A 25,926-nucleotide genomic window follows, 5' to 3' on the forward strand; every position below is an offset into this window, starting at 1 on the left:
GGGGCGTTGATGAGCGTGCGGTTGCACTACCACGAGGCAGGCGCGGACAACGCCGAGACGCTGGTCATGCTGCACGGCGGCGGGCCTGGCGCGTCGGCTCTGTCGAACTTCCGCGCGAACATCCCGGTGTTCGCGAAGTCGTTCCGGGTGCTGGCCGTCGACATGCCGGGCTACGGCCAGTCCGACAAGCCCGCCGAGCACGACCAGTACTTCACCTTCGCCGCCAGGGCGTTGAAGGACCTGCTGGACTCCTTGGAGGTCGAGCAGGCGCACATCCTGGGCAACTCGCTCGGCGGCGGCACGGCGGTCCGGTTCGCCCTGGATCACGGGAAACGCGCCGGGCGGCTCGTGCTGATGGGTCCGGGCGGGTTGTCGCTCAACGTCTTCTCGCCCGATCCGACCGAGGGCGTGCGCAAGCTCAGCGCGTTCGCCAGGACACCCACGCGGGAGAAGATCGAGGAGTTCCTGCGGATCATGGTCTTCGACCAGTCGCTGATCACCGAGGAGCTGGTCGACGAACGCTTCGAGGCGGCCCGGCAGCCCGAGTCGTTGCGCGCCATGGCCGCGCTGGGCAAGTCGTTCTCCGGCCCGGACTTCGAGCAGGGCATGCTCTGGCGCGAGGCCTACAAGCTGCGCCAACGGGTTCTGCTCGTCTGGGGCCGCGAGGACCGGGTCAATCCGCTCGACGGCGCGTTGCTGGCGACGAAGCTGATCCCGCGCGCCCAGCTGCACGTGTTCGGCGGCTGCGGGCACTGGGCCCAGCTCGAGAAGTTCGACGAGTTCAACAGGCTCGCGCTCGACTTCCTGACGGAGGCGTCATGAGCATCCGGTCGCTGGGTTATCTCCGCATCGAGGCCACCGACATGGACCGGTGGCGGGAGTTCGGGCTGAAGGTGCTCGGCATGGTCGAGGGCAAGGGCTCGACACCCGGTGCGCTGTACCTGCGGATGGACGACTTCCCGGCGCGGCTGGTGATCGTGCCGGGGTCGGCGGACCGCCTGCTGGCCTCCGGGTGGGAGGCCGCCACCGAGGCCGAGCTGGACGAGGTCGCGAAACGCCTGGCCTCGGCCGGTGTCTCCTACGTCGAGGCGTCGGCAGAGGACCTGGCGGAACGACGGGTCACGGGACTGATCCGCTTCGAGGACCCGTCCGGGAACGTGTTGGAGGTCTTCCACGGCGCGGCGTTGGAGCACCGGCGCGTGGTGTCGCCGTACGGGCACCGGTTCGTGACGGAGGAGCAGGGACTCGGGCACGTCGTTCTGTCCACTTCGGACGACGAGGCCGCGCTGCACTTCTACCGCGACGTGCTGGGGTTCCGGCTGCGCGACTCGATGAGGCTGCCACCGCAGTTCGTCGGCAGGCCGCAGGACGGACCGCCCGCGTGGCTGCGGTTCTTCGGCTGCAACCCGCGCCACCACAGCCTCGCGTTCCTGCCGATGCCCACGCCCAGCGGGATCGTGCACCTGATGGTCGAGGTCGAGAACACCGACGACGTCGGCCTGACGCTGGACCGGGCGTTGCGGCGCAAGGTGCCGATGTCGGCGACTTTGGGCCGGCACGTCAACGACCTGATGTTGTCGTTCTACATGAAGACGCCCGGCGGGTTCGACGTCGAGTTCGGCTGCGAGGGACGGCAGGTGTCCGATGAGGACTGGATCGCACGCGAGAGCACGGCGGTGAGCCTGTGGGGACACGACTTCAGCGTTGGCCACCAGAAGTAGGGGCCCGCTACCGTTCCGTTCTAGGTCACTTCTGCACGGGGGTGACCGTGGTGACCGGCATGTCCTCCGAAGGCCCTGTCGGGTTCGCCTGCCAGGCGTTCGCGGCCCTGTCGCTGGACCCTCCGCTGGTCGTGTTCTGTCCACAACGGACCTCGCGCAGCTGGGCCGCGATGGCGTCGGCCGGCTCGTTCTGCGTGAACGTGCTGGCGGAGGACCAGCGGGAGATCTCGACGGTGTTCGGGAGGGCGGGCGCGGACAAGTTCTCCGGGATCTCGTGGACGCCCTCGCCGACCGGCGCGCCGGTGCTCGACGGCGCGCTGACGTGGGTCGACTGCCAGGTGTCGGTGGTGCACGACGCCGGCGACCACCACATGGTCGTCGGCGCCGTCGTCGAGCTCGGCCCGGTGCGCGAGACGCAGCCGCTGCTGTTCTACCGCGGCCGCTACGCCTCGCACGCCGAACTGGACACCCGCGGCTGGTCCGGCGAGGTCCTCGACACCCTCCTGACGTGGCAGCGCCAGTCAGAGTGGAGCTGACGCGGTGACCTGCCAGCAGCCGGCGGGCGCCCGCACCTCGTCACCGTGCACGAAACCGTCGAACGCGCCCCGGACCGCGGCGAGCATCCCGTCCCGGTCCTGCTCCGGCGCCTCCTTCAGCGCGCGGGAGATCGGGCCGAGGTTGCTCAGGTACGGCAGGAGCAGGGACTCGGGGATGGTGCAGATCCGGTCCACCGGCCTGATCTCGATCTCCGTCCACCCCGCCCGGCCGAGCATCTCGCGGGTCCGGTCCGGGTCCGCGAGCGAGTGCGGCCCCGGCCCGTCCGGATCGGGTGCGGGCGCGTCCGGCACCAGCTTCGCGGCGGCCGCGGACGCCGTGGTCATGAACGGGTTCTCGTCCCTGGTCCGCCAGGTGACGAAGCAGAGCTCACCGCCCTTGGTGGTGGCGTCGAGCAGGTTGCGGAAAGCCGCGGCCGGGTCGTCGAAGAACATGACCCCGAACCGGCTCACCACCAGGTCGAAGTCCTTGTCGAACTCGTGCACCTGCGCGTCGGCCCTCAGGAACTCCGCTTCGCCGTGTGCGCGCGCCGCCTCGAGCATGGACTCGGCGATGTCGACGCCGACACACCGCGCGCCGGTGGCCTCCGCGATCGCCCTGGTCACCGCCCCCGTGCCACAGCCGACGTCGAGAACCCTGGTGCGCGGCCGTTGCAGCGCGGCCTCCACGAGCACGTCCTGGAAGGGCGCGAGCATCAGGCCCACGATGTCCTGCGCCTGCGCCCACCCCGCCCCGGCGGCGTTCCACCAGGCGGCCTGCGCGCTGTTCACCTCAGATGTCATGCTCCTACCGTCCTACTTCAAGTCGGCTTGAGGTCAAGTGTCGTGGATTCTGTCGAGATCGGCATCGGCGAGGTGGTCCGCCGTTCGGGCGTACCCGCCTCCACCCTGCGCTACTACGAGGAGCGCGGCCTGATCGCGTCCGTGCGGCGCCAAGGCCTGACGAGGGTGTTCTCACCGGCCGTGCTGGAGCAGCTGGCGTTGATCGCCGTCTGCCGCACCGCCGGGTTCTCGCTCGACGAGATCACACGGATGTTCTCACCCGACGGCCGCCCGTCGCCGAACCGCGAGATGCTCGCCGCCAAGGCCGACGAGCTGAACGCGACGATCCGCAGGCTCGCGGTGATGCGCGACGACCTGCGGCACGCGGCGGCGTGCCCGGCGCCCACGCACCTGGAGTGCCCGTCGTTCCGCCGCGTGCTGGGTCAGGCCTAGCGTTCTCGCGGACGGTGACCCGCTCGGCCGAGCGGAGTAACGCCGGAGTGTCTCGGTGCGACGTTCAAGCACCAGCACGATGTGGCTGCGGAGGTGTCGATGGACGTTGAACTGAAACGACGCGGCCCACTTGTGCTCGGGCTGCTCAGCGCGGCGATCGCAGGCCTCGGCACCGTGCAGACACTTGTGCAGGTGGCGTCCGGCCATGAATTCAGCTTGCAGCAGCTCGCCTTCTGGTTCGGGGCGTCAGCGTCCATGGTGTACATCGCTGCTGTAGCAGCGGCCATCGTCGCAGGCGTCGTGCTCGCCACCGCAGAATGGCTCTTCGGAGGCCGTGGTGTGCCATCCGCGTTCGAGTGGGGCACGTTGGTCCTGGGGGCGGTGGCCGGAATCGCCTCCGCCGCTTACGTGATCCTGCAAGGCGTTGTCTTCGACTACGACAGTGTGGACGCGTTCGGTCGCGGTGCGTTCGGGTTGCTCGGCATAGGCGCGTTCGCCGCTGGGATTTGGGCTTGGCGCCGTATGACGACCTCTCCGGCCGCCGGGCAGTAGTCCGTACCCGACGGCCGCTACCGCACGAGACGAGACAGTCGGTCCAGGTGCACGGCCGGGCTGCCGAACAGCTGGCCACTGCTGTGCGCCCGCTTCAGGTACAGGTGCGCGTCGTGCTCCCAGGTGATCGCGATGCCGCCGTGCAACTGGACCATCTCGGCCGCGACCTTGAACAACGCCTCCGAGCAGTAGACCTTCGCCACGGCCGCGGACACCTCGTCGGTGCACGCCCCCGCCGCCGACCGAGCCGTCTCGACGAGCACGTGCATGTCCGCCATGCGGTGCTTCAGGGCCTGGAACGAGCCGATCGGCTTGCCGAACTGGACACGCGTCTTCGTGTACTCGACGGTGAGTTCGAGGGCTCTCGCTGCGGTGCCGACCTGTTCCGCCGCCAACGCGGCCAGCGCGACGTCACGGATCTCGGGTGACCAGCGGCCCAGGTGCGTTTCCCTGCCGTCCAGGTGGACCGTGGCGAGGCGACGGGTCTGGTCCATCGTCGGGGTGTGCTGGCGGGCGCCTGACTCGATCTCGTACAGACCGGTGCCGTCGGACGCGAGGAGGATCTCGGCGTGGTCGCCGTCGAGGACGTAGCGCGCCGTTCCGTCGAGGCTGGCCGGGCCGTTGTCCCACGGCCAGATGAGGGTGGCGACGGTCCCGTCCGCGATCCGGGGCAACAACCGTGCGCACGCCTCGTCGTTGCCGCTCGCCAGTAGTGCCTCCGCCGCCAGCGTCGAGGCCAGCAGCGGTGACGGGGTGAGGGTGCGGCCGAGTTCCTCCAGCGCGATGTGGGTCTCGGTCCGTGTCGCGCCGGATCCGCCGTACTGCTCGGGGATCGGCAGCACGCCGATGTCGGTGAGGCGGGCCCACACGTCCTTGTCGTAGCCGTGCGGGGTCTCGATGGCCGCGCGGACGTCCGAGTGCTTGGTCAGCAGGCTGCGGACGGCGTCCCTGAGCGCGAGTTGTTCCGGTGTCACAACGCCTCCAGCACGCGGGCTCGGTGCATCGACGGACTGCCCCACGCCGTGCGCAGGGCTCGGGTCTGCAGCAGGAACCGGCCGAGTTCGTGCTCGGCGGTGTAGCCGATGGCACCGTGCACCTGCAGCGCGATGCGCGCGGCCTGCCAGGCGGCGTCCGAGGTGGCGACCTTGGCGGCGGAGACATCGCGGGAATTCATCGTGACGGCGGCGCCGAAGACCAGCGGGCGGGCGAGTTCGAGTCCTATGAGGACGTTCGCGAGGTGGTGCTTGACCGCCTGGAACTGGCCGATGGGCTTGCCGAACTGGGCGCGGGTCTTGGCGTGGGTGGTGGTCAGTTCGAGCATGGCGCGGCCCAGGCCGAGGAGTTGGGCCGAGCAGGTGAGGACGCCGAGGTCGAACGCACGGGCGGCGGGGACGTCGGTGGCGACGATCGGGCCGGGGGAGAGGTCGACGAGGCGGCGGGACGGGTCGACGGACTCGAGTTCGGCGGTGGGGGTGGCCTCGTGGAGGGTGTCGCCGTCGATGAGGAAGTAGCGGTCGGCTTCGACGGCGTGCGGGACGAGGGGCGGGAAGGCCACGGAGTGGGTCGCTCCAGCCGCAGCCCCAGCTGCAACCCCGCCCATCAGCGCCGGCACCACCGCCAGCGACTCGATCAACGGCCCGGCCACCGCGTGGTGCCCCACTTCCTCGAACACCACCACGAGGTCGACCGGGTCGGTCACCTCGTCCACCCCGAGCGAGGCCAGGTCCGTCTTCCCCGCCCTCAGGAAGTCGTGCAGCACGGCGGCGAAGTCCGTCTGCTCGGACGACAGCGTGAACATCATCGCGGCAGCCCCAGTAGTCGTTCGGCGATCACGTTGCGCTGGATCTCGTTGGTACCGGCGTAGATCGGCCCCGACAGCGAGAACAGCCACCCGTCGCGCCACCCCGGCGCCACCTCGCCGAGCAGGTCGAGCGCGGTCTCGTGGATCGCCACGTCCAGCTCCGACCAGAACACCTTCGTGACGCTCGCCGCAGGCCCCGAAAGCGGTGCGGCCAGAGCGCCGAACGTGTGGAGGCGGTAGGCCTGCGCGCCGATCCACGCGTCCACTACGCGGTCGCGCAGCGCCGGGTCCGGGTTCTTGCGGTACAGCTCCACCAAACGCGAAGCCGCCGCGGTGAAACGGCCGGGGCTGCGCAGGGTCAGGCCGCGTTCGTTGCCCGCCGTGCTCATGGCCACGCGCCAGCCGTCGCCCACCTCGCCCACGACGTCGTGGTCCGGCACGAACACGTCGTCGAGGAAGACCTCGGCGAAACCCGGTTCGCCGTCGAGTTGAGCGATCGGGCGGACCGTGACACCGGGAGCACGCAGGTCGAAGAGCAGGTAGGTCAGGCCTCGGTGGCGTTCGCCCGGGCCGGTGCGGAACAGGCCGAACGCCCGGTCCGCGAACGCCGCCCGCGAGCTCCAGGTCTTCTGGCCGCGCAACAGCCAGCCGCCGTCGCACCGGACCGCCGTGCTGCGCAACGAGGCCAGGTCGGAGCCGGCCTCCGGTTCGGACCAGGCCTGGGCCCACACCACGTCGGCGCGGGCCATAGACGGCAAGATGCGGGCGCGTTGTTCGTCGGTGCCGTGCGCGAACAACGTCGGTGCCAGCAGGAAGATGCCGTTCTGCGAGACGCGGCCGGGTGCGCCCGAGGCGTGGTACTCCTCCTCGAACACCAGCCACTGCAACAACGAAGCGTCGCGGCCGCCGAAGGCAGCGGGCCAGGAGACCACCGACAGCCGTTCGGAGGCCAACTGCCTTTCCCAAGAACGATGTTCCTCGAAGCCGGCAGCAGTGTCCATCGAGGACAGCGGGCGCACGTGCGTGGCCAGCCACGAACGCACTTCCGCCTGGAACGTCAGAGTCGAGGCGTCCAGCGAGAGGTCCATCAGCCGGACGCCTTCTTCATCGAACGGGCGTCCATGCCCGCCAACGCGTCCGAGCTCACCTCGGCGTTGTGCGCGTGCGCGAAGTGGTGCAGCCCGAACACCGAGTCCATCCCGGCCCGCAGGCCCATCAGGTCCTCGGACTGGTTGACCGCCTTCTTCGCCAGCGCCAGCCCGAACCGCGGCATCGCCGTGATGCGCGAAGCCAGCTGGAACGTGGACTCTTCCAACTCGGCGCGAGGCACGACGCGCGACACCATGCCCCACTCGTAGGCGCGCTGGGCCGAGAAGCGGTCGCCGGTGAACAGCACCTCCTTCGCGGCGCGGGGGCCGAGCATCCACGGGTGCGCGAAGTACTCGACGCCTGGAATCCCCATCCGCACCACGGGATCGGCGAAGAACGCGTCCTCGGCGGCCACGATCAGGTCGCACACCCACGCGAGCATCAGGCCCCCGGCGACGCAGGCGCCCTGCACCATCGCGATCGTCGGCTTCGGGATCTCCCGCCACCGCCGGCACATGCCGAGGTAGACCTCCGTCTCGCGGGCGAACCGGAGGTCACCGCCCTCACGGCCGACGTGGTCCCACCACATCACGGCCTTGCGCTCGAACGAGGTGTCGACGTCACGCCCGGGAGAGCCGATGTCGTGGCCTGCGGAGAAGTGGTCGCCGGCGCCCGCCAGCACGATCACCTTGACCTCGTCGTCGTCCACCGCGCGTGTGAAGGCCTCGTCCAACGCGTAGGTCATCGCCGAGTTCTGCGCGTTGCGGTACTCCGGGCGGTTCATGGTCACGACGGCGACCGCGTCCCGCCGCTCATACGAGACTGTCACGCGTTCTCCTTGCGCAGTTGGGTTTTGAGGACCTTGCCCATCGCGTTGCGGGGGAGCGCCGGGTGGAACTCGACAGCACGCGGCACTTTGTAGTTCGCGAGCCGCGAACGGCAGAACGCGATCACCTCGTCCGCGGTCAGTGACGAACCGGCGCCCAAGACGATGTGTGCGACGCCGACTTCGCCGAGCCGCGCGTCGGCCATCCCGACCACGGCCGACTCCGCGACCCCCGGCAGCCGGGCCAGCGCCTGCTCGACCTCGGCGGGGTAGACGTTGAACCCGCCGCAGATGTACATGTCCTTGAGCCGGTCGGTGATCGAGAGGTAGCCGCGTTCGTCGATCTTGCCGACGTCACCGGTGTGCAGCCAGCCGTCGGCGTCGATCGCGGCCGCGGTGGCCTCGGGGTCGTCGAGGTAGCCGAGCATCACGTTCGGGCCGCGCAGCAGCACCTCGTCCTGCGCGCCCAGCCGCAGTTCGAACCCGGCCATCGGCGCGCCGCACGTGTGCGCGACGGTCTCCGGCGAGTCCCCGGGACGGCACATGGTGGCGACGACGGCCTCGGTCAGCCCGTAGGCGGTGAGCACGGTCAGCGAGAGTTCCGACCGCATCCGTTCGATCAGCACCACGGGCACGACCGCCGCACCGGTGACCGCCAGCCGCAGGCTCGACAGGTCGAACGAGCGGCGGTCGGGGTGATCGAGCAACGCCTGGAAGATCGTCGGCGGGCCGGGCAGCACGGTGATCCGTTCCCGTTCGATCAGCCGCATCGTCTCGACCACGTCGAACACCGGCTGCGGCACGATCGTCGCACCCGTCAGCAGGCAGGCCAGGATCCCGGCCTTGTAACCGAAGGTGTGGAAGAAGGGGTTGACGATCAGATAGCGATCAGCGGCCGTCAGTTCACCGCAGGCAGCCCAGGCCTCGGCGACCCCCAGCGACTGCCGGTGCGCGCTCATCGCCCCCTTGCTGCGCCCGGTCGTGCCCGACGTGTACATGACGTCGCACAGCTGGTCCTCGGCCAGATCAGGAAGGTCGTCCGAGGACGCCACCCAGGAAGCCGGTAACCGCACCACCGCAGGGAGATCCGGCGACAACGCCCGCAGTTCCTCCTCGCGGTCACGCCCGAGGAACTCACCCGCCACGACCAGCACCCGCGCCGCACTGCGCCGCAGCACGTCCAAGGTCTCGGTCGCGGTGAACCGCGTGTTGATCGGCACCAGAGCAGCGCCCGCGTGCAACGCCCCGAGCGCCGCGACCACCCACTGGGCCGAGTTGGGCGCGCACAACGCCACCCGGTCGCCGGACCGCACGCCCATCGCCGCGAGCGCGCGGGCGGCGTCCCGCACCGCCGAACGCAGCTCCAGCCAGGTGAGGCGGACCTCCCCGTCCACCAACGCCTCCGCGTCGATGTACGAAGCAGCAGCGCGGTCGAGCACGGCTGAAACCGTTTGCCTGCCTGGAACGTTGGCCACAGAAGCCTCCAAGGGCCCACCAAAGCAAGTGCTTGGTAGGTTAGAGTATGGCCCATGGAGTCCTTCCGGCGCGAGGTGCGGGAATGGTTGTCCGCCAACCTCGTCGGTGAGTTCGCTGAGCTGCGCGGCCTGGGTGGACCGGGGCGCGAGCACGAGGCGTTCGAGGGCCGGCTGCGGTGGCACCGCCATCTCGCGCGGAGCGGGTGGACGTGCCTCGGCTGGCCCGGCGAGCGCAGTGTGGAGGAGCAGGTCGTCTTCCACGAGGAGTACGCGGAGGCGGACGCCCCGGCGAAGGTCGACATCGTCGGCGAGGGCCTGCTCGGCCCGACGCTCGTCGCGTTCGGCACCCCGGAGCAGAAGGCGCGGTTCCTGCCCAGGATCCGCAGCCTCGACGAGCTGTGGTGCCAGGGCTACTCGGAACCGGGCGCGGGCTCGGACCTCGCGTCGGTGCAGACGAAGGCCGCTCTCGACGGCGACCGGTGGGTGATCAACGGCCAGAAGATCTGGACGTCGAACGCGCACTACTCCGACTGGATCTTCGTCCTGTGCCGCACCGAACCGGGCTCCCAGCGGCACCACGGCCTTTCGTACCTGCTCGTGCCCATGGACCAGCCGGGCATCGAGGTGCGGCCGATCCGCCAGCTCACCGGCACGTCCGAGTTCAACGAGGTCTTCTTCGACGGCGCCGTCACCGCGAAGGAGAACGTCGTCGGCGAGCCCGGCGAGGGCTGGAAGATCGCCATGGCCACCCTGGGCTTCGAACGCGGCACCGCGATGCTCGGCCACCAGGTGAGCTTCCGCCGCCAGCTCGACGCGATCATGGCGAAGGCCCCGCAGGACGAACGCCTCACCAGGGCGTGGCTCGAACTGCACGTGATGCGCTCGCACACGATGAGGACCCTGAACGACGAACCAGGCCCGGAGGCGTCCGTGCTGAAGCTGTTCTGGGGAAGCTGGCACCGCAGGCTCGGCGAGCTCGCGATGGACTCCCTCGGCCCCGAGTCGATGATCGACGACAACGAGTGGCAGCGCATGTTCCTGTTCAGCCGGGCCGAGACGATCTACGGCGGCTCGGACGAGATCCAGCGCGAGATCATCGCCCACCGCATCCTGGGGCTGCCCCGATGACCGGTCACGACCTGCTCAGGGACAAGATCGTCGTGGTCACGGCCGCGGCCGGCACCGGCATCGGGAGTGCGACCGCGAAGCGCTGCCTCGAAGAGGGCGCCACCGTGATCATCAGTGACTGGCACGAGCGCCGCCTCAAGGAGACGCATGAGGCGCTCGGCACCGCCCACGCCATCCCGTGCGACGTCACGAACGAGCAGCAGGTCCAGAACCTCGTCGACGAAACGGTCGAGCGCTACGGCCGCATCGACGTGATGGTCAACAACGCCGGCCTCGGCGGTGAGAAGTCCGTGCTGGACATGGCGGACGACGAGTGGTCACGGGTCCTCGACGTCACGTTGAACGGCACCTTCCGCTGCACCAGGGCCGCACTACGCCAAATGGTCGTCCAACGAAGCGGTGTCGTCGTTAACAACTCCAGTGTGATCGGCTGGCGGGCCCAGAAGGGTCAAGCCCATTACGCCGCAGCGAAAGCCGGCGTCATGGCGCTCACCAGGTGCGCGGCGATGGACGTCGCCGAGCACGGCATCCGGGTGAACGCGGTCGCGCCGAGCTTGGCGGCGCACCCGTTCCTGGCCAAGGTCACCAGTGAGGAGTTGCTCACGGAACTGGCGTCCCGAGAAGCCTTTGGGCGCGCCGCCGAGCCCTGGGAGGTCGCGAATGTGATCGTGTTCCTCGCCAGCGACTACTCGTCCTACCTGACGGGTGAAGTCGTCTCGGTGAGCAGTCAGCACCCGTGAGGAAGGAACGACCGATGAGTAGCCGGAGGGCGGAGCTGCTGGAGCTCGCCGCGAAGATGTTCGCCGAACGTGGGTACGGGCAGACCACGGTGAGGGACATCGCCGACGCGGCGGGCATCCTGTCCGGCAGCCTGTACCACCACTTCGACTCGAAGGAGTCGATGGTGGACGAGATCCTGCGGACGTTCCTGGACGAGCTGTTCACGCGGTACCGGGAGGTCGTCGAGGCGGGCGTCGGCCCGAAGCAGACGTTGAAAGCACTGGTGGTGGCGTCGTTCGAGGCGATCGACACCCGGCACGCCGCCGTCGCGATCTACCAGAACGAGGCCAAGCACCTCACGCCCCTGGAGCGGTTCTCCTACATCGAGGACCGCAGCGTGGAGTTCCGCAAGCTGTGGACGGTGCTGCTGGAGGAGGGCATGGGTGCGGGCGTGTTCCGCGCCGACCTCGACGTTGACGTGGCGTACCGGTTCATCCGCGACACGGTGTGGGTGGCCGTGCGGTGGTACCGGCCGGACGGCGGCCTGTCGGCGGAGGCGGTGGCCGACCAGTACCTCGCGATCCTGCTCGACGGCATCGCCACGGGCCGCCGGAAGAACTCCAAGACGTAGCAAGGACGTAGAAGGAGGGCCCTCGTGGCCGAGGCGTACATCATCGAGGCTGTGCGGACCCCGGCGGGCAGGCGTGGTGGCGAGCTGAGCCACGTGCACCCCGCCGATCTCGGCGCGCACGTGATCACGGCGCTGCTCAACCGCGTCGACGTCGATCCCACCGACGTGGACGACGTGATCTTCGGCTGTGTGGACACGGTCGGCCCGCAGGCCGGCGACATCGCGCGCACGTCCTGGCTGGCGGCGGGTTTCCCGGAACAGGTGCCGGGCGTGACGGTGGACCGGCAGTGCGGGGCGAGCCAGCAGGCGCTGCACTTCGCGGCGCAGGCGGTGATGAGCGGCACGGCCGACGTCGTCGTCGCGGGCGGCGTGCAGAACATGTCGCAGGTGCCGATCGGCTCGGCCATGACCGTCAGTCCGTTCGAGGGCTGTGAGGGCTGGCAGCACCGGTACGGCGACGAGGAGGTCAACCAGTTCCGGGCGGCCGACCTGATCGCCGTGCGGTGGGACCTGTCGCGGCGCGAGATGGAGGAGTACGCGCTGCAGAGCCACCTCCGGGCCATCACGGCCATCAAGGAGGGCCGGTTCGACCGCGAGATCGCGCCGGTCAACGGGGTCGCGGCCGACGAGTGCCCGCGCCCGGACACCAGCGCGGAGAAGATGGCGAAGCTGCAACCGTTGCGTCCCGGCGGGCGGACGACGGCGGCGTTGTCGTCGCAGATCTCCGACGGCGCCTCGGCGGTGCTGGTGGTGTCGGAACAGGCGGTGCGCGAGCACAAGTTGACGCCACGGGCCCGCGTGCACCACATGTCCGCGCGGGGCTCCGACCCGATCTACATGCTGACCGCGCCGATCCGGGCGACGAAGTACGCGTTGGAACGGGCCGGGATGTCCATTTCGGACATCGACCTGTTCGAGATCAACGAGGCGTTCGCGTCGGTGGCGCTGGCCTGGGCGAAGGAGCTGAAGATCGACCTGGGGCGCGTGAACGTCAACGGGGGAGCCCTTGCGTTGGGCCACCCGATCGGCGCGACCGGCACCAAGCTGTTCACGACGTTGCTGCACGAGCTGGAGCGGACGGGTGGCCGGTTCGGGCTGCAGACCATGTGCGAGGGCGGCGGTCAGGCGAACGTGACGATCATCGAACGGCTCTGAGCCGGTCGATCGCCGCTTCGGCGTCCTTGACGATTCCTTCGATCAGGTCCGCGCACGTCGGCAGGTCGCCGAGCAGTCCGGCGACCTGACCCGACGCGAGCACACCCGCGTCGGTGCGGCCCTCGACAAGACCGGCTTTGAGCAACATCGGCGTGTTCGCGGCCATGATCACCTGCGACCACGTGAGGTCCTTGCCGTGCTTCATGGCGAGGCCCTCGCGGATCATCGCGCGCCAGCTCAGCCCGGTGTGCTGCCGGAACCGGGCCGCGTTGGTGACGGCCCGCGCGAGGCTGCTGGCACGCCCGGACTTTTCCAGGTGCTCGACCAGGTCTGACCGCAGAACCCGGTGCGGCAGGCCGTCGACGCGCGTGGTCACGACCGTGCCGTTCAGATCTCGTTGCAGGTACGCGTGTTTCACCGCGTCCGGGACCGTGCTCTCCTGGGTGAGCAGGAACCTGGTGCCCATCGCGATGCCGGCCGCGCCGTACGCCAGTGCGGCGGCGAGGCCCCGTCCGTCGAAGAAACCACCGGCCGCGATCACCGGGATGTCGACGGCGTCCAGCACGCTGGGGAGCAGCAGGGTCGTGGCGACACCGCCGGTGTGGCCGCCGCCCTCGCCGCCCTGGACGATCACCGCGTGGGCGCCCCACTTCGCGACCTTCTCCGCGTGCCGGGCCGCGCCGATCGACGGGATCACGACGACCCCGGCGTCGTTCAGCTTCGCGATCATGTCCGGTTTCGGTGCCAGCGCGAAGGAAGCGACCTTCACCTGTTCGCGGATCAGCAGGTCGATCCGCTCCGGGGCGTCGTGCGCGTCGGCCCGCAGGTTCACGCCGAACGGCGCGGTCGTGCGCGAGCGGGTCTCCTTGATCGCGGCTTCGAGCTCCGCGTAGGTCATGGTGGCGGAGGCCAGGATGCCGAGCCCGCCCGCCTCGGCGGTCGCGGACACCAGCCGTGGCCCCGCGACCCAGCCCATCCCGGTCTGCACGACCGGGTGCCGCACGCCGACCAGGTCCGTGAGTGCGGTCCTCACTGTGGAACTTCCTTGTCGCGCTTGCCACCCGGATCGAGCTTCGTCCTGATCAGCTCGAGTTCCTCGTCGGTCGGGAGCCGGGTCTCGACCACGTCCTGGGCGACGAGCGGGAACGAGGTCTGCTTCTGCACCTCGTCGACGGACACCCCGGGGTGCACGGACAGGACGCGCATCGAGTGGTCCGGGGTGTCGAAGCTGAGCACCGCCAGGTTCGTGACGACGCGGTGGACGTCGTGGAACGGGCCGACGGCTTTGTCGTAGCCGACACCGGACACCACGTCCACCGCCTCGACCAGCACGCGCGGGCTGTGCCGCGGCACCCAGTAGCTGGTGCGGTGGTTGACGGTGTTGCCGGGCGCGCCGCGGAAGCCCAGGAGCTGCCGGGTGGGCTTGGCGTGGTCGCCGATCGCGGAGATGTTCTGGTTGCCGAACCGGTCGACCTGGTTCGCGCCCATCACGACGTGCCGGCGGCCGTGCGCCACGACGTCGAACACCTTGCGGTACGGCAGCCAGCCCTCCACGGTGGACTCGGCCGTCAGCAGGAACGCCTCGCCGTCGCTGAGCAGCAGGTCCGGCTCGGTCGTGAGGCGGGCGAGCTTCGCGCCGAGCGACGGGATGAGACCCATCGGGCTGGCGAGCGTCTCCCCGGCTCCGAGGAACAGGTCGGCGCAGGCCGCGACGCAGACTTCGGCGCGCGTGATGTCGCTCATCCCAGGAACCTCTCGTAGAACTCCGGCCAGGCCTCCAGATCGGACGCCGCGGTGGCGTACTCACGTTGAAGGGCCTCGTCACGGCCGTAGTCGGGCACGCAACTCGTGAACCCCGCACCGCCCGGTGCTTCCACCACGCCGTCGACCATCATCCGGTTGAGCAGCAACGTTTGCGGTGGCCCGTCGAACGTCTCCACGATCTGCTCGCACGAGACATAACGACGATCGGCGGCCAGGCAGAACAGGTCATCGAAATACGGATCAGGCCCGAGGTACTGGGCGTTGCCGTGCTTGTCCGCACGGTTGAGGTGCACCAACGCGACGTCGAGCTTCAACGCCGGCATCGCGACCAGTTCCTCGCCGTCGTCGTACGGCGATCGCACGGTCTTCAGTTCTGGCGCGTGCTTCAGCACGTCCGATCCGAGTCCTGCCCTGATCGGCAGGAACGGCAGCCGGTGGCCCGCCGCCCGCAGCCCGGTCTGGAACATGCCCTCGTCCAGCTCCAGCACCTCGATCGCGGCGGTCTCGCGCGCCCGTTTGAACCACGGGTCGTACGGGATCGAGTCGAGCGAGACGAAACCGTAGACGAGCTTGCGGACCTTGCCCGCCGCGCACAACAGCCCGGCGTCCGCACCGCCGTACGTGACGACCGTCAGGTCCTTCGCCGGAGACCGCAGCAGCGCTTTGACCAGCGTCATCGGCTTGCGCCGCGAGCCCCAGCCGCCGATGCCGACGGTCATCCCGTCCTTTATCCCGCCGACGACCTCGTCAGCTGTCATTCGCTTGTCGCGCATGGTTTCCGTCCAGGAAGGCCTGCCGGGCGTGGTCCGACACGCCGGTGAGGTTCAGCTCGAAGGTGAAGCCCTGCTCGAAGCGGTAACTCTGGTGCACGCGCTGCGGGTCGATGCCGTTGATGGCCTCCTTGGCCGCCCGGATCACCGCCGTGTCCTTCTTCGCGATCTCCTTGGCGATCTCGCGAGCCGCGTCGTCGAGTTGCGCGCGTGGCACGACCTCGACGACGCTGCCGTGGTGGTGCAGCGTCTGCGCACTGACGTTGCGAGCTGTGTAGTACAGCGTCCGCATGAGGTGCTGCGGAACGAGCCGGGCCAGGTGCGTGGCCGCGCCCAGCGCTCCTCGATCGACCTCGGGCAGCCCGAACGTGGCGTCGTCGGACGCCACGATGATGTCCGCGTTGCCGACCAGTCCCACGCCGCCGCCGAGGCAGAACCCGTTCACCGCGGCGATCACCGGCACCTCGCAGTCGTACACGGCCGCGAAAGCCTTGGCGCACCCCCGATTGGCCGCCACCAGCGCGTTGTAGCCCTCGGCGCGCTGGATCTCCTTGAGGTCGACGCCCGCGCAGAAGCCGCGGTTCTCGGCCCTCAGGATCACCACCCGCGCCTCCGGGTCCTCACCCGCGGACGTGACGGCCCTGGCCAGCTCGAACCAGCCCTGCGACGGGATGGCGTTGACCGGGGGATAGTCGACGGTGACCTCGATGATGCCGTTTTCGGTGTGGCTGCTGGAGATTCCCATGGAGCCGCCTTCCGAACCAAGCGATTGCTTGGTAACTTAGCAGTGCCGGAGCGACCGGGGTAGGTGCTGGTGGAACTGGACCTCGACGGAGCAGTGGTCCTCGTGACGGGCGGCGTGCGGGGTGTCGGTCTCGGCATCACCCGAGCGTTTCTCGCTGCCGGGGCCGTCGTCGTGACGTGCGCTCGCCGGCCCGCAGAGGTCGACGGCGCGTCGTTCATGTCGTGTGACGTGCGGGATGCCGGGCAGGTGAACGCGCTGGTGTCCGGGATCGTCGCCTCGTACGGCCATCTCGACGTCGTGGTGAACAACGCCGGTGGGGCCCCGTTCGCGTTGGCGGACAAGGCTTCGCCGCGGTTCCACTCGAAGATCGTCGAGCTGAACCTGCTGGCACCGTTGCTGGTGTCCCAGGCGGCGAACGCCGTGATGCAGACGCAGGAGTCCGGCGGGTCGATCGTGAACGTGAGCAGCATCAGCGGACGGCGTCCGTCACCTGGTACCGCCGCTTACGGTGCCGCGAAGGCCGGTCTCGACAACCTGACGTCGTCGCTGGCCGTCGAGTGGGCGCCGAAGGTGCGGGTCAACGCGCTGGCCGTCGGCATGGTGCGCACCGAACAGTCGCACCTGCACTACGGCTCCGAGGCCGGGATCGAGGCCGTGGCGAAGACCGTGCCGTTGGGGCGTCTCGCGGCACCGGACGAGATCGGCGCGTGTGCCGTGTTCCTGGCGTCACCGCTGGCGTCGTACGTGAGCGGCGCGACCTTGGTCGTTCATGGCGGGGGAGAAGCACCCGCGTTCCTGACCGCAGCCGATGGGGGTTCTGGATGAGCCGGGTCGTGATCGTGACGGGGGCGGGACGGGGCATCGGCCGGGCCCACGCGCTGGCGTTCGGTGCCATCGGAGCGAGGGTCGTGGTGAACGACCTCTCGGCGGCGGTCGCGGGCGAGGTGGCGGAGCAGATCGGGCCGCGGGCCGTCGTCAACACCGACGACGTCGGCACCTGGGCGGGCGCGCGGCGGCTGGTCGAGACCGCGGTGTCCGAATTCGGCGGGCTGGACGTCCTCGTCAACAACGCGGGCATCGTGCGGGACCGCATGGTCGTCGGCTGCAGCGAGGACGAGTGGGACGAGGTCGTCCGCGTGCACCTCAAAGGCCATTTCGCGACGCTGCACCACGCGGCCGCGCACTGGCGGGCCGTGCACAAGGCGGGCGGCGCGGTGAACGGCCGCGTGATCAACACGTCGTCCGGCGCGGGACTGTTCGGCAGCGTCGGGCAGGCGAACTACTCGGCGGCCAAGGCCGGGATCGCCTCGATGACGCTGGTCGCGGCCGCGGAACTGGCCCGGTACGGCATCACGGTCAACGCGATCGCCCCGGCCGCGCGGACCAGGATGACCGAGGCGACGTTCGCGGACATGATGGCGGCGCCCGAGGACGGGTTCGACGCGATGGCGCCGGAGAACATCTCGCCGCTGGTCGTGTGGCTCGGCAGCGAGGAGGCCGGGGACGTGACCGGCCGGATGTTCGAGGTCGATGGCGGACGCGTCTGCGTGGTGCACGGGTGGCGGCGCGGGCCGGAGGTCGACAAGGGCTCGCGGTGGTCGCCGGACGAGCTCGGGCCCGTCGTGCGCGAGCTGGTCGCCGACGACCACCCGACGCCGGTCTACGGAGCCGAGTAACTTCGATCAGGTGACCCGCCTTCGGACCCACACCGCCGTCTCGGCCACGTTGTCGCGGCTCAGCGACGACGAGCTGATCAGCCTGCTGGACCGGGCCGAGCCGGGTGGAGCGGGCATCGGCGGACCCACGGCGTCGGTGGACGTCGAAGGCACTCGGGTGTTCGTGAAACGGTTGCCGCTGACCGACCTGGAGCTGCGGAACGCCGGATCGACCGCGAACCTCTACGACCTGCCCATGCACACGCACTACGGTGTCGGGTTGATCGGGGCGGCGGGCTTCGGGGCGTGGCGGGAACTGGCCGTGCACACCATGACCACGGACTGGGTGCTGGACGGCTCGTACGAGGGCTTCCCGCTGATGTACCACTGGCGCGTGCTGCCGCACCCGGACCAGGCGCTGTCCGCCGAACTGGACCAGGCGGCCGGCTACTGGGGACCGGAGGTCGGCCCGCGGATCGAGGCGCTGCGAGCGTCGACGTCGAGCATCGCGCTGTTCCTGGAGCACTTCCCGCACAACCTGCACGACTGGCTGAACGACCAGGACGACCTGGAGAGCGCCTGCGAGATGGTCGAACGGGAGCTGGCCGCCGGGGTCGAGTTCATGAACTCCCAGGGCCTGCTGCACTTCGACGGCCACTTCCAGAACGTCCTGACCGACGGCTCACGGTTGTTCTTCGCGGACTACGGCCTCGCGATCTCCTCCGCGTTCGACCTGTCCGAGGAGGAGACCGCGTTCTTCGCCCGCCACGAGAGCTACGACCGCCACTACACCGTCACGCACCTGCACATGTGGTTCGCCCACGCCTTGCGCGTGCAGGGAGTTCCGCCGCGGGTGGCGACGATCCTGGACCGCCACAACGAGGTCGCCGCGGTGATGAAGGACTTCTACCGCCGCTTCCAGCACGAGAGCAGACGGGCGCCGTACCCGTTCAGATCCGTTCGATGATCGTGCCGGTGCCCAACGCCCCACCCGCGCACATCGTGATCAACGCCGTCGAAGCGTCGCGGCGCTCCAGCTCGTGCAGCGCGGTGGTGATCAGCCGCGTCCCGGTGCTGCCCACGGGGTGACCGAGCGCGATGGCGCCGCCGTTGACGTTGACCCGGTCCAGGTTCGGCCGGTGCACCGCCGCCCACGACAGAACGACGGACGCGAACGCCTCGTTGACCTCGAACAGGTCGATGTCGGCCATCTTCATCCCGCTGCGCCGCAACAACCGCGCGGTGGCGTCGACCGGCCCGTCCAGGTGGTAGTACGGGTCCGACCCGACCAGGCACTGCGTGACGATCCGCGCCCGCGGCGTGAGCCCGTGCGCCCGCGCGAACTCCTCGTCCACCACCATCACGGCCGACGCGCCGTCCGAGATCTGCGACGACGTGCCGGCGGTGTGCACGCCGTCCGGCACGACGGGCTTCAACGCCGCCAACGCCTCCAGCGACGTCTCGCGCAGCCCTTGGTCGGTGTCCACCAGGTCCTCGCCGACCTTCACCGGCACGACCTCGGCGGTGAACCGCCCGGCCGCCCACGCGGCGCGTGCCCGGTTCTGCGACTGGACGCCGAACCGGTCGACCTCCTCGCGCCCGATGCCACGCCGTTCCGCGACGCGCTCGGCGGCCACGAACTGGTTGGGCAGGTCGATCGTCCACGAGTCGGGGCGCGGCATCCCGGTCTCACCGATGTTGCTGCGCAAGGGCACGCGGCTCATCGCCTCGACCCCGCACGCGATGCCGGCGTCGATCGCGCCCGCCGCGATGAGCCCGGCGATGAGGTGCGTGGACTGCTGGGCCGAGCCGCACTGGGCGTCGACCGTGGTGCAGCCGGTGGTCTGCGGCAGGCCCGCGTGCAGCCAGGCGGTCCTGGTGATGTTGTTCGACTGCTCGCCCGCCTGGGTGACGGTGCCTCCGATGACCTGTTCGACGGTGGACGGATCAAGACCCGTCCTGTCAAGAAGACCTCGTTGTGCCGCACCGAGGAGCTCGGCCGCGTGCAGGCCGGACAACCAGCCGTTCCGCCTGCCGATGGGCGTGCGCACCGCTCCCACGATCACCGGACTGCCCACGCGAGCCTCCTCGTCCTGGAAATCAGTGGTGTGACTCCGGACGTGGGCGGCGTGTCCGCGCTCAGCAGGGCGCCTCGCGGCACCGCCCCCACGCCCCCGTACCACCAGTACGAGGACGTGGGGCGGCACCACGATGCACCCGTCTGACCACGAACGCACCGGCCACATCCGGAGCCACGCCACTAGAACACGTTCCTGTAAGGCTCCAGATTGGCCGTGTGGGGGCTTCAACACAAGCCGCAACCGTGTTTGAATCGGATAGAACGCGTTCCACCTAGGAGGTTCCTGTGGGCAAGCCGCGCATCCCGGATGGCTTCGACTTCACCGACCCCGACATGTACGCGAGCCGGCTGCCGTTCGAGGAGTTCGCCGAACTGCGCCAGACCGCGCCGATCTGGTGGAACTCGATCCCACAGGGATCGGCCGGGTTCCCCGACGACGGTTTCTGGGTGGTGACGAAGCACCACGACGTCAAGGAGATCTCGCGCAACAGCGAGCTGTTCTCCAGTCGCGAGAACACGGCGATCATCCGCTTCAAGGAGGACATGCCGCGCGACAACATCGAGATGCAGCGGTTGTTGTTGCTGAACATGGACCCGCCGACGCACACCAAGCAGCGCGCGATCGTTTCGCGCGGCTTCACGCCCCGTGCGGTGAACAGCCTGCGGGACGCGCTCGCGTCGCGTGCCGAGCGGATCGTCGCGGAGGCGCTGGAGAAGGGCAGCGGCGACTTCGTCTCGGACGTCGCGTGCGAGCTGCCGTTGCAGGCCATCGCGGAGCTGATCGGGATCCCGCAGGACGACCGCCGCAAGATCTTCGACTGGTCCAACCAGATGATCGCCTACGACGACCCCGAGTTCGAGATCGAACCGCTGACCGCCGCCACGGAGCTGCTCGGCTACTCGTGGACCATGGCCGAGGACCGGCGCAAGTGCCCGCGGCAGGACATCGTCACCAAGCTCGTCCAGGCCGACGTGGACGGCGCCGGGCTCGCGTCGGAGGAGTTCGGGTTCTTCGTGCTGCTGCTCGCCGTAGCGGGCAACGAGACCACGCGCAACGCCATCACGCACGGCATGAAGGCGTTCTTCGACCACCCCGAGCAGTGGGAGCTGTACAAGGACCAGCGTCCCGCCACGGCCGGCGACGAGATCGTCCGATGGGCCACGCCGGTGGTGTCGTTCCAGCGCACCGCGATGGCCGACACCGAACTGAGCGGCGTGGAGATCAAGCAGGGGCAACGGGTCGGGATGTTCTACTCGTCGGCCAACTTCGACGAGGAGGTCTTCGAGAACCCGGAGACGTTCGACATCACCCGCGACCCCAACCCGCACCTCGGGTTCGGCGGCAGCGGCGCGCACTTCTGCATCGGCGCGAACCTCGCCCGCCTGGAGATCGACCTGATCTTCAACGCGATCGCCGACGCCATGCCGGACATCAAGCAGGTCGCGGAACCGCGGCGACTGCGGTCCGGGTGGCTCAACGGCATCAAGGAGTTCCGCGTCCAGTACTCGTAGAAACGACTGAGGTCCCTCCACCTGCGGATGGAGGGACCTCATGCTGTGCTGGGTCAGGTCTCGACGCGCAGGGTCGCGAGGGCCCGTTCGGTCTCCCAGAACGCCCGCATCGACTTGATCAGGCCGTCCTCGCCCACGTTGTAGACGAACACGCCCTCGGTGTCCACCCGCGCGCCGCCGGGCAGGAACGCGCTGATCGTGCCGACGTTCGCGCACTCCGAGCCCGCCGCGAACGAGTCGTGCATCGCGAACTCGAAGCGCTCCACGTTGGCGATCGCCAGGTCCCAGAACGCGGCGATCGCCTCCTTGCCGTGATGCCCCTTGCCTTCGGCGTCGAACATCGACGGACCCACCGGGTCCTCGACCACGGCGTCCTCGGCGAACAGGGCCAGCCACTCGTCCTTCAAGCCGCGCGTCACGCAGTCCATCGACCGCCAGGACGCCACGCGGGCAGGGGTTTCCGTCTTGGACGCCGTCCAGGTCACCGCTGTCATGCGAACTCTCCGATCACCTCGTCGGCGAAGCGCCGAAGTCCGTCCTTCTTGGCCTGCAGACCGCCGTCGAATCCGACGCCGTAGAACAGCCACGGCACGACGATCGTGTCGGTCACCCCGGCCTCGGCCATCTGCTTGTAGCCGTCGAGCCCGAACCGGTCGATGCACACGGCCTGGATCTCGAACGGCCGCTCGAACGCGCCGAGGTCGCCGAGCGTCGCGATGACGGACTTCAGCTCGTCGAACTTGATCATCGCGGACGTCCAGCCGTCCCCGACGCGGGCGGCGCGCTTCAACGCTGCGGGGGAGTGGCCACCGACGTAGAACGGCACCGGCGAGGTGGGTGCCGGCGACATCTGCAGCCGGTCGAAGTCGAAGTAGTCACCGTGGTACTCGACCATGCCACCGCCGAGCACGAGCTTCAGCACGTCGATCATCTCGTCCACGCGCGCGCCGCGGTTCTTGAACGGCACCCCGCACCACTCGAACTCCTCCGGCGACCAGCCGAGGCCCACGCCGAAGCCGAACCGGTTGCCGGTCATGTGCGCGACCGACCCGACCTGGCGGGCGAGCAGCAACGGGTTGCGGGAGCCCAGTTTCAGCACCTGCGTGTAGAAGTTGATCCGGGACGTCACGGCGCCCATCGCGGCGGCGGCGACGAACGGGTCCACCCACGGGGTGTCGGCGTTCCACATCCGGGAACCGTCGGGCGTGTACGGGTAGTCGGCGGAGACCTTCTCCGAGAAGAAGAGGGAGTCCGGCAGCGCGATCGAGGCGTAGCCGCACTCCTCGGCGCACTGCGCCAGCTCGGTCAGCTGGTCGAGCGGGCTCATGGCGATGCCAACGGTGAACTTCACGGCTTCTCCGATCCGACGACCCACATGGCGAAGAACTGCGACCCACCGCCGTACGCGTGGCCCAGCGCCACGCGTGCGCCGTCCACCTGGTGATCTCCCGCCGTGCCCATGACCTGCATGGCGGCCTCGGCGAACCTCAAAAGCCCTGAAGCACCGATCGGGTTGGACGACAGGACGCCGCCGCTCGGGTTCACCGGCAGGCGGCCGCCGATCTCGGTCTCGCCCGCCTCGGTGAGCTTCCAGCCCTGGCCGACGTCGGTGAAGCCGAGGTTCTCGAGCCACATCGGCTCGAACCACGAGAACGGCACGTAGATCTCGGCCGCGTCCACTTCGGACAGCGGGTCGGTGATGCCCGCCTGCTTCCACAACGCCCGTGCGGCGTCGCGGCCCGCTTGCGGGTTGACCTGGTCACGGCCCGCGAACGTGGTGGGCTCGGTGCGCAACGCGGTCGCGCGAATCCAGGCGGCACGACCCGAAGTGGGGTGCGAGGAGATGACCACCGCGCAGGCGCCGTCCGATGACGGACAGGTCTCGTCGTACCGGATCGGGTCCCACAGCATGGTGGAGGCCTGCACCGACTCGACGGTGATGTCCGGCTGCTTGAGATGGGCGTAGGGGTTGCGAGCGCCGTTGCGGCGGTCTTTGGCGGCGACCATCGCGCCGATGTGCTCGGGAGCGCTCGCGCGACGGATGTAGGACCGCACGTGCGGGGCGAAGTAGCCGCCCGCGCCCGCGTGCACCGGCATGGTGAACGGGGTCGGCACGGACAGCGCCCACATCGCGTTCGACTCGGACTGCTTCTCGAACGCCACGGCCAGCACCCGGTCGTGGACGCCGGACTGGACGAGCGAGGCGGCCACGTTGCCCGTGCTGCCGCCGACCGAACCGGCGGTGTGCACGCGCAGCAACGGCTTCCCGACGGCGCCCAGGGCGTCGGCGAGGAACAGCTCGGGCATCATCACGCCCTCGAACAGGTCCGGTGCCTTGCCGAGGACCACGGCGTCGATGTCGGACCAGTCCACGCCGGCGTCGGCCATCGCGCGGTCGATCGCCTCGCGGCACAGGCCCGCCATCGACACGTCGAGGCGTTTCGCGGCGTGGTGAGTCTGGCCGGTGCCGACCACTGCTGCCGGTCGCATCACTCACGCCCTTCCATGACGCAGACGAGGTTCTGTTGGAGCAAGGGGCCGCTGGTGGCGTGCCCGAGGACCTTCTGAGCGGTGCCGTCGTGGATCCGGCGAGCCGCTTCGCCGATGCGGGCCAGGCCCGCGGCGAACATCGGGTTGCCCGCCAGCACACCGCCGGACGGGTTCACGGTCACGTCGTCGCCGAGGCCGAGCGCCTGGCGAAGCAGGATCTCCTGGTGCGTGAACGGCGCGTGCAGCTCGGCGAGCTCGACGCCGTCAGCGCCTGCCGCCTTGCCCGCGGCCACGGCTGAAGGGGAAGTCGTCAGGTCGCGCGTGCCGAACGACGGTGAGTCGACGCGGTGCTCGAAGCCGGTGATCCACGCCGGACGTTCGCACAGCTCGCGGGCCTTGTCTCCCGCTGCCAGCACGATCGTGGCCGCGCCGTCCGTGATCGGCGCGCAGTCGTGGCGGCGCAACGGATCGGCGACGTAGGGAAGAGCCAGGAGTTCGTCGGCATCGACCTCGCCGGACAGTTGCGCCAGCGGGTTCGAGAGAGCGTGCTGCCTGCTCTGCGCGGCCACGGCGGCCATCGCGCGTTCGTCCCACAGGCCGTTCTCGATGCCCATCCGCGCCTGGATCCCGGCCAGTCCGAGCGAGTCGGGCCACAGTGGAGTGACGAGGTACGGGTCGAGCTGCATGGCCATGACCCGGCGCAACTGGCCGGCCGACGACTTGCCGAAGCCGTAGACCAGGGCCGTGTCGACCTCGCCGCAGAGCAGCTTGACCCACGCCTCGTAAAGCGCCCACGCGGCGTCCATCTCGACGTGCGACTCGGCGATCGGCGGGAACGCGCCGATCGCGTCGACCGCCGAGACGAACGAGAACGCGCGTCCCGCCAGGTAGTCCGAGGAGCCCGAGCACCAGAACCCGATGTCGGTCTTGGTGAGCCCGAGGCCGCCGAGCACCTCGTGGAAGATCGGCACCAGCATCTCGACACCGTTGGTGGTGCCGTCGGTCTCGCGCACGCAGGGCGTCTGCGCGAAGCCGACTACCGCAATGTCACGCACGCGAGCCTCACAGGTGCTGGGAGTAGGAGTCGAACGGCGCGTCCGGCTCACCGGACGGCTTGAAGTGGTCGATGTTCTGCATCGTCGGGCCCCACTCCTCGCGCGGCTTCCAGACCGCTTCCACGCGCATGCCCATCCGCACGTCCTCGGGCGCGACGCCGAGCAGCAGGTGCAGGAACGGGATGTCCGCGCCGTCCAGCAGGACGTAGGCCGAGACGTACGGCGGTGGGATGCGCTGACCGAGGAACGGCACGTTGACCACGCAGAACGTCGTGATCGTGCCGCGGTCGGCGAGTTCGACCTGGTCCGTGGTCGGCACGCCGTCGGTGGGGCAGGCGGGTCGTGGCGGGAAGTAGACCTTCTCGCAGGACGGGCAGCGCTGGGCGATCAGCCTGCCCTCCATGAGGCCGCGCAGGAACGGGTCCTCGGTCGGCGACGCCGAGTGCGTGTAGTGGAGATTCACCGGCGTGGTCACCATCGTGACGTCGTCGGCTTCGGTTGGTTCTTCCGCCGGTTCGTCGGAGAGCTCGAAGCACTCGATGTCCGTGATCGCGCCGACTCGTTCTCCGCGCCACCTTGCGCGCACGCGAGCGCCTGTCCCCATCTGCTCCGGTGAGCCGGCGTCGACCGCGTGCAGCAGCGAGGTGTCGGCACCGTCCAGTTGGATGAGCGCCCACGCGAACGGCCGGTCGAGCGGCTGCCCTTCGAGGGGTTCGGGGATCCACGACCACCCGCGCACGACACCGGTCGCCGCCACGTCCACGAACTCGTGGAGCCGTTCGGCGGTCACGGGGTCGTACTCGAGCGGCGGCACGTGCACGCGCCCGTCGCTGCCGCGGATCCCGGTCACCTTGCGGCGGCGCAGATCCGAGAGGAACCGGCCCAGCGTCGGGCCGAGGGAGCGCGTGTAGTCGAAGCCAACGTCGAGCGGAGCACTCAGCGGCCGAGTCACAGATCAAAGTGAAACAGGTTCTCGAAATGGTGGCAA

The 25,926-nt window shown here is 69.4% G+C and carries 29 protein-coding genes; 13 read left to right on the top strand and 16 right to left on the bottom strand.

All coding sequences use genetic code 11. The features are described 5' to 3' along the window. The first annotated feature begins 9 nt into the window (after window positions 1-9). Genes hsaD through hsaB form a run of 3 tightly spaced genes read left to right on the top strand, consistent with a single transcriptional unit; the run spans window position 10 to window position 2,257 of the window. Window positions 10-822: a 4,5:9,10-diseco-3-hydroxy-5,9,17-trioxoandrosta-1(10),2-diene-4-oate hydrolase gene (gene hsaD / locus IEY88_RS03580; RefSeq protein WP_189153068.1), complete on the top strand. Its 813-nt coding sequence runs from the start codon at window positions 10-12 to the stop codon at window positions 820-822. Then, window positions 819-1,721, top strand: a complete 903-nt coding sequence (hsaC, locus tag IEY88_RS03585) for an iron-dependent extradiol dioxygenase HsaC (RefSeq protein WP_189153069.1) — start codon at window positions 819-821, stop codon at window positions 1,719-1,721. The genes hsaD and hsaC overlap by 4 nt, the downstream gene beginning before the upstream one ends. After that, complete coding sequence (hsaB, locus tag IEY88_RS03590; RefSeq protein WP_268241205.1) at window positions 1,685-2,257, top strand: 3-hydroxy-9,10-secoandrosta-1,3,5(10)-triene-9,17-dione monooxygenase reductase subunit; 573 nt, start codon at window positions 1,685-1,687, stop codon at window positions 2,255-2,257. The genes hsaC and hsaB overlap by 37 nt, the downstream gene beginning before the upstream one ends. Here hsaB and IEY88_RS03595 read toward each other — a convergent pair. Further along, window positions 2,243-3,058: a class I SAM-dependent methyltransferase gene (locus tag IEY88_RS03595; protein ID WP_189153071.1), complete on the bottom strand. Its 816-nt coding sequence runs from the start codon at window positions 3,056-3,058 to the stop codon at window positions 2,243-2,245. The genes hsaB and IEY88_RS03595 overlap by 15 nt on opposite strands. Before the next feature lie 42 nt (window positions 3,059-3,100). Between IEY88_RS03595 and IEY88_RS03600 the strand changes: the two genes are divergently transcribed. Then, a complete protein-coding gene (locus IEY88_RS03600; RefSeq protein WP_189153072.1) occupies window positions 3,101-3,490 on the top strand; it encodes a helix-turn-helix domain-containing protein in 390 nt (129 codons plus the stop codon). A gap of 99 nt (window positions 3,491-3,589) precedes the next feature. Continuing rightward, complete coding sequence (locus tag IEY88_RS03605; protein WP_189153073.1) at window positions 3,590-4,042, top strand: hypothetical protein; 453 nt, start codon at window positions 3,590-3,592, stop codon at window positions 4,040-4,042. A gap of 17 nt (window positions 4,043-4,059) precedes the next feature. Here IEY88_RS03605 and IEY88_RS03610 read toward each other — a convergent pair whose 3' ends face one another. Genes IEY88_RS03610 through IEY88_RS03630 form a run of 5 tightly spaced genes read right to left on the bottom strand, consistent with a single transcriptional unit; the run spans window position 4,060 to window position 9,245 of the window. Continuing rightward, window positions 4,060-5,016 (bottom strand): acyl-CoA dehydrogenase family protein, encoded by a 957-nt coding sequence (locus IEY88_RS03610; RefSeq protein WP_189153074.1) that lies wholly within the window; start codon window positions 5,014-5,016, stop codon window positions 4,060-4,062. After that, entirely contained in the window at window positions 5,013-5,843 is an 831-nt protein-coding gene (locus IEY88_RS03615; RefSeq protein WP_189153075.1) for an acyl-CoA dehydrogenase family protein, read from the bottom strand. The genes IEY88_RS03610 and IEY88_RS03615 overlap by 4 nt, the downstream gene beginning before the upstream one ends. Beyond that, complete coding sequence (locus IEY88_RS03620; RefSeq protein ID WP_189153076.1) at window positions 5,840-6,931, bottom strand: acyl-CoA dehydrogenase family protein; 1,092 nt, start codon at window positions 6,929-6,931, stop codon at window positions 5,840-5,842. Before IEY88_RS03620 ends, IEY88_RS03615 begins: the two co-directional genes overlap by 4 nt. Continuing rightward, window positions 6,931-7,761 (bottom strand): enoyl-CoA hydratase, encoded by an 831-nt coding sequence (locus IEY88_RS03625; RefSeq protein ID WP_189153077.1) that lies wholly within the window; start codon window positions 7,759-7,761, stop codon window positions 6,931-6,933. The genes IEY88_RS03620 and IEY88_RS03625 overlap by 1 nt, the downstream gene beginning before the upstream one ends. Continuing rightward, a complete protein-coding gene (locus IEY88_RS03630; RefSeq protein ID WP_373294017.1) occupies window positions 7,758-9,245 on the bottom strand; it encodes a FadD3 family acyl-CoA ligase in 1,488 nt (495 codons plus the stop codon). The genes IEY88_RS03625 and IEY88_RS03630 overlap by 4 nt, the downstream gene beginning before the upstream one ends. A 42-nt stretch (window positions 9,246-9,287) precedes the next feature. On the opposite strand from IEY88_RS03630, the gene IEY88_RS03635 reads away from it, so the two are divergent. From IEY88_RS03635 to IEY88_RS03650, 4 genes are read left to right on the top strand one after another with little or no spacing between them, the layout of a single operon-like run. Next, a complete protein-coding gene (locus IEY88_RS03635) occupies window positions 9,288-10,361 on the top strand; it encodes an acyl-CoA dehydrogenase family protein (RefSeq protein ID WP_189153079.1) in 1,074 nt (357 codons plus the stop codon). Beyond that, entirely contained in the window at window positions 10,358-11,101 is a 744-nt protein-coding gene (locus IEY88_RS03640; protein ID WP_189153080.1) for an SDR family oxidoreductase, read from the top strand. The genes IEY88_RS03635 and IEY88_RS03640 overlap by 4 nt, the downstream gene beginning before the upstream one ends. 14 nt (window positions 11,102-11,115) lie before the next feature. Then, window positions 11,116-11,712 carry a TetR/AcrR family transcriptional regulator gene (locus IEY88_RS03645; RefSeq protein ID WP_189153081.1) on the top strand — a complete coding sequence of 199 codons (597 nt, stop codon included), beginning with the start codon at window positions 11,116-11,118 and terminating at the stop codon, window positions 11,710-11,712. A 24-nt stretch (window positions 11,713-11,736) separates the two neighbouring features. Beyond that, window positions 11,737-12,867 carry an acetyl-CoA C-acetyltransferase gene (locus tag IEY88_RS03650; RefSeq protein WP_189153082.1) on the top strand — a complete coding sequence of 377 codons (1,131 nt, stop codon included), beginning with the start codon at window positions 11,737-11,739 and terminating at the stop codon, window positions 12,865-12,867. On the opposite strand, the gene IEY88_RS03655 is transcribed toward IEY88_RS03650, so the two are convergent. The 4 genes from IEY88_RS03655 to IEY88_RS03670 are packed head-to-tail and all read right to left on the bottom strand — an operon-like array spanning window position 12,851 to window position 16,146. Continuing rightward, window positions 12,851-13,900 (bottom strand): NAD(P)H-dependent flavin oxidoreductase, encoded by a 1,050-nt coding sequence (locus IEY88_RS03655; RefSeq protein WP_189153083.1) that lies wholly within the window; start codon window positions 13,898-13,900, stop codon window positions 12,851-12,853. The two genes, IEY88_RS03650 and IEY88_RS03655, sit on opposite strands and share 17 nt — an antisense overlap. Continuing rightward, complete coding sequence (locus tag IEY88_RS03660; RefSeq protein WP_189153084.1) at window positions 13,897-14,610, bottom strand: CoA-transferase subunit beta; 714 nt, start codon at window positions 14,608-14,610, stop codon at window positions 13,897-13,899. The genes IEY88_RS03655 and IEY88_RS03660 overlap by 4 nt, the downstream gene beginning before the upstream one ends. Next, window positions 14,607-15,404, bottom strand: coding sequence for a CoA transferase subunit A (locus tag IEY88_RS03665; protein WP_189153085.1), 798 nt, complete (start codon window positions 15,402-15,404; stop codon window positions 14,607-14,609). Before IEY88_RS03665 ends, IEY88_RS03660 begins: the two co-directional genes overlap by 4 nt. After that, entirely contained in the window at window positions 15,379-16,146 is a 768-nt protein-coding gene (locus IEY88_RS03670; protein WP_189153086.1) for an enoyl-CoA hydratase family protein, read from the bottom strand. The genes IEY88_RS03665 and IEY88_RS03670 overlap by 26 nt, the downstream gene beginning before the upstream one ends. A 63-nt stretch (window positions 16,147-16,209) precedes the next feature. Here IEY88_RS03670 and IEY88_RS03675 point away from each other — a divergent pair, with 63 nt between their 5' ends. Genes IEY88_RS03675 through IEY88_RS03685 form a run of 3 tightly spaced genes read left to right on the top strand, consistent with a single transcriptional unit; the run spans window position 16,210 to window position 18,768 of the window. Then, window positions 16,210-16,971 (top strand): SDR family oxidoreductase, encoded by a 762-nt coding sequence (locus IEY88_RS03675; RefSeq protein ID WP_229693054.1) that lies wholly within the window; start codon window positions 16,210-16,212, stop codon window positions 16,969-16,971. Next, window positions 16,968-17,822, top strand: a complete 855-nt coding sequence (locus IEY88_RS03680; RefSeq protein ID WP_189153088.1) for an SDR family oxidoreductase — start codon at window positions 16,968-16,970, stop codon at window positions 17,820-17,822. The genes IEY88_RS03675 and IEY88_RS03680 overlap by 4 nt, the downstream gene beginning before the upstream one ends. 10 nt (window positions 17,823-17,832) lie before the next feature. After that, window positions 17,833-18,768: a protein kinase family protein gene (locus tag IEY88_RS03685; protein WP_189153089.1), complete on the top strand. Its 936-nt coding sequence runs from the start codon at window positions 17,833-17,835 to the stop codon at window positions 18,766-18,768. Here IEY88_RS03685 and IEY88_RS03690 read toward each other — a convergent pair. Continuing rightward, window positions 18,752-19,879 (bottom strand): steroid 3-ketoacyl-CoA thiolase, encoded by a 1,128-nt coding sequence (locus IEY88_RS03690; RefSeq protein ID WP_189153090.1) that lies wholly within the window; start codon window positions 19,877-19,879, stop codon window positions 18,752-18,754. The two genes, IEY88_RS03685 and IEY88_RS03690, sit on opposite strands and share 17 nt — an antisense overlap. Before the next feature lie 287 nt (window positions 19,880-20,166). On the opposite strand from IEY88_RS03690, the gene IEY88_RS03695 reads away from it, so the two are divergent. Next, window positions 20,167-21,393, top strand: coding sequence for a cytochrome P450 (locus tag IEY88_RS03695; RefSeq protein WP_189153091.1), 1,227 nt, complete (start codon window positions 20,167-20,169; stop codon window positions 21,391-21,393). 53 nt (window positions 21,394-21,446) lie between these two features. On the opposite strand, the gene IEY88_RS03700 is transcribed toward IEY88_RS03695, so the two are convergent. From IEY88_RS03700 to IEY88_RS03720, 5 genes are read right to left on the bottom strand one after another with little or no spacing between them, the layout of a single operon-like run. Beyond that, window positions 21,447-21,887: a nuclear transport factor 2 family protein gene (locus IEY88_RS03700; protein ID WP_189153092.1), complete on the bottom strand. Its 441-nt coding sequence runs from the start codon at window positions 21,885-21,887 to the stop codon at window positions 21,447-21,449. Continuing rightward, window positions 21,884-22,744 carry a TIGR03619 family F420-dependent LLM class oxidoreductase gene (locus IEY88_RS03705; RefSeq protein WP_189153093.1) on the bottom strand — a complete coding sequence of 287 codons (861 nt, stop codon included), beginning with the start codon at window positions 22,742-22,744 and terminating at the stop codon, window positions 21,884-21,886. Before IEY88_RS03705 ends, IEY88_RS03700 begins: the two co-directional genes overlap by 4 nt. Beyond that, window positions 22,741-23,883, bottom strand: coding sequence for a thiolase family protein (locus tag IEY88_RS03710; protein WP_189153094.1), 1,143 nt, complete (start codon window positions 23,881-23,883; stop codon window positions 22,741-22,743). The genes IEY88_RS03705 and IEY88_RS03710 overlap by 4 nt, the downstream gene beginning before the upstream one ends. Then, window positions 23,883-24,938, bottom strand: coding sequence for a thiolase family protein (locus IEY88_RS03715; protein WP_189153095.1), 1,056 nt, complete (start codon window positions 24,936-24,938; stop codon window positions 23,883-23,885). The genes IEY88_RS03710 and IEY88_RS03715 overlap by 1 nt, the downstream gene beginning before the upstream one ends. A 7-nt stretch (window positions 24,939-24,945) precedes the next feature. Then, complete coding sequence (locus IEY88_RS03720) at window positions 24,946-25,890, bottom strand: Zn-ribbon domain-containing OB-fold protein (RefSeq protein ID WP_189153096.1); 945 nt, start codon at window positions 25,888-25,890, stop codon at window positions 24,946-24,948. Window positions 25,891-25,926 lie beyond the last annotated feature (36 nt).

This window comes from Lentzea pudingi (genome assembly GCF_014646255.1).
GTDB classification, from domain to species: domain Bacteria; phylum Actinomycetota; class Actinomycetes; order Mycobacteriales; family Pseudonocardiaceae; genus Lentzea; species Lentzea pudingi.

What these genes read in the sequence shown, in the direction of transcription:
- IEY88_RS03670 (WP_189153086.1), bottom strand. Translation starts at nt 16,146, where the DNA reads ATGGGAATCTCCAGCAGCCACACCGAAAACGGCATCATCGAGGTCACC.
- IEY88_RS03680 (WP_189153088.1), top strand. Translation starts at nt 16,968, where the DNA reads ATGAGCCGGGTCGTGATCGTGACGGGGGCGGGACGGGGCATCGGCCGG.
- IEY88_RS03605 (WP_189153073.1), top strand. Translation starts at nt 3,590, where the DNA reads ATGGACGTTGAACTGAAACGACGCGGCCCACTTGTGCTCGGGCTGCTC.
- IEY88_RS03595 (WP_189153071.1), bottom strand. Translation starts at nt 3,058, where the DNA reads ATGACATCTGAGGTGAACAGCGCGCAGGCCGCCTGGTGGAACGCCGCC.
- hsaD (WP_189153068.1), top strand. Translation starts at nt 10, where the DNA reads ATGAGCGTGCGGTTGCACTACCACGAGGCAGGCGCGGACAACGCCGAG.
- IEY88_RS03660 (WP_189153084.1), bottom strand. Translation starts at nt 14,610, where the DNA reads ATGAGCGACATCACGCGCGCCGAAGTCTGCGTCGCGGCCTGCGCCGAC.
- hsaC (WP_189153069.1), top strand. Translation starts at nt 819, where the DNA reads ATGAGCATCCGGTCGCTGGGTTATCTCCGCATCGAGGCCACCGACATG.
- IEY88_RS03700 (WP_189153092.1), bottom strand. Translation starts at nt 21,887, where the DNA reads ATGACAGCGGTGACCTGGACGGCGTCCAAGACGGAAACCCCTGCCCGC.
- IEY88_RS03615 (WP_189153075.1), bottom strand. Translation starts at nt 5,843, where the DNA reads ATGATGTTCACGCTGTCGTCCGAGCAGACGGACTTCGCCGCCGTGCTG.
- IEY88_RS03635 (WP_189153079.1), top strand. Translation starts at nt 9,288, where the DNA reads ATGGAGTCCTTCCGGCGCGAGGTGCGGGAATGGTTGTCCGCCAACCTC.
- IEY88_RS03710 (WP_189153094.1), bottom strand. Translation starts at nt 23,883, where the DNA reads ATGCGACCGGCAGCAGTGGTCGGCACCGGCCAGACTCACCACGCCGCG.
- IEY88_RS03620 (WP_189153076.1), bottom strand. Translation starts at nt 6,931, where the DNA reads ATGGACCTCTCGCTGGACGCCTCGACTCTGACGTTCCAGGCGGAAGTG.
- IEY88_RS03665 (WP_189153085.1), bottom strand. Translation starts at nt 15,404, where the DNA reads ATGCGCGACAAGCGAATGACAGCTGACGAGGTCGTCGGCGGGATAAAG.
- IEY88_RS03640 (WP_189153080.1), top strand. Translation starts at nt 10,358, where the DNA reads ATGACCGGTCACGACCTGCTCAGGGACAAGATCGTCGTGGTCACGGCC.
- IEY88_RS03645 (WP_189153081.1), top strand. Translation starts at nt 11,116, where the DNA reads ATGAGTAGCCGGAGGGCGGAGCTGCTGGAGCTCGCCGCGAAGATGTTC.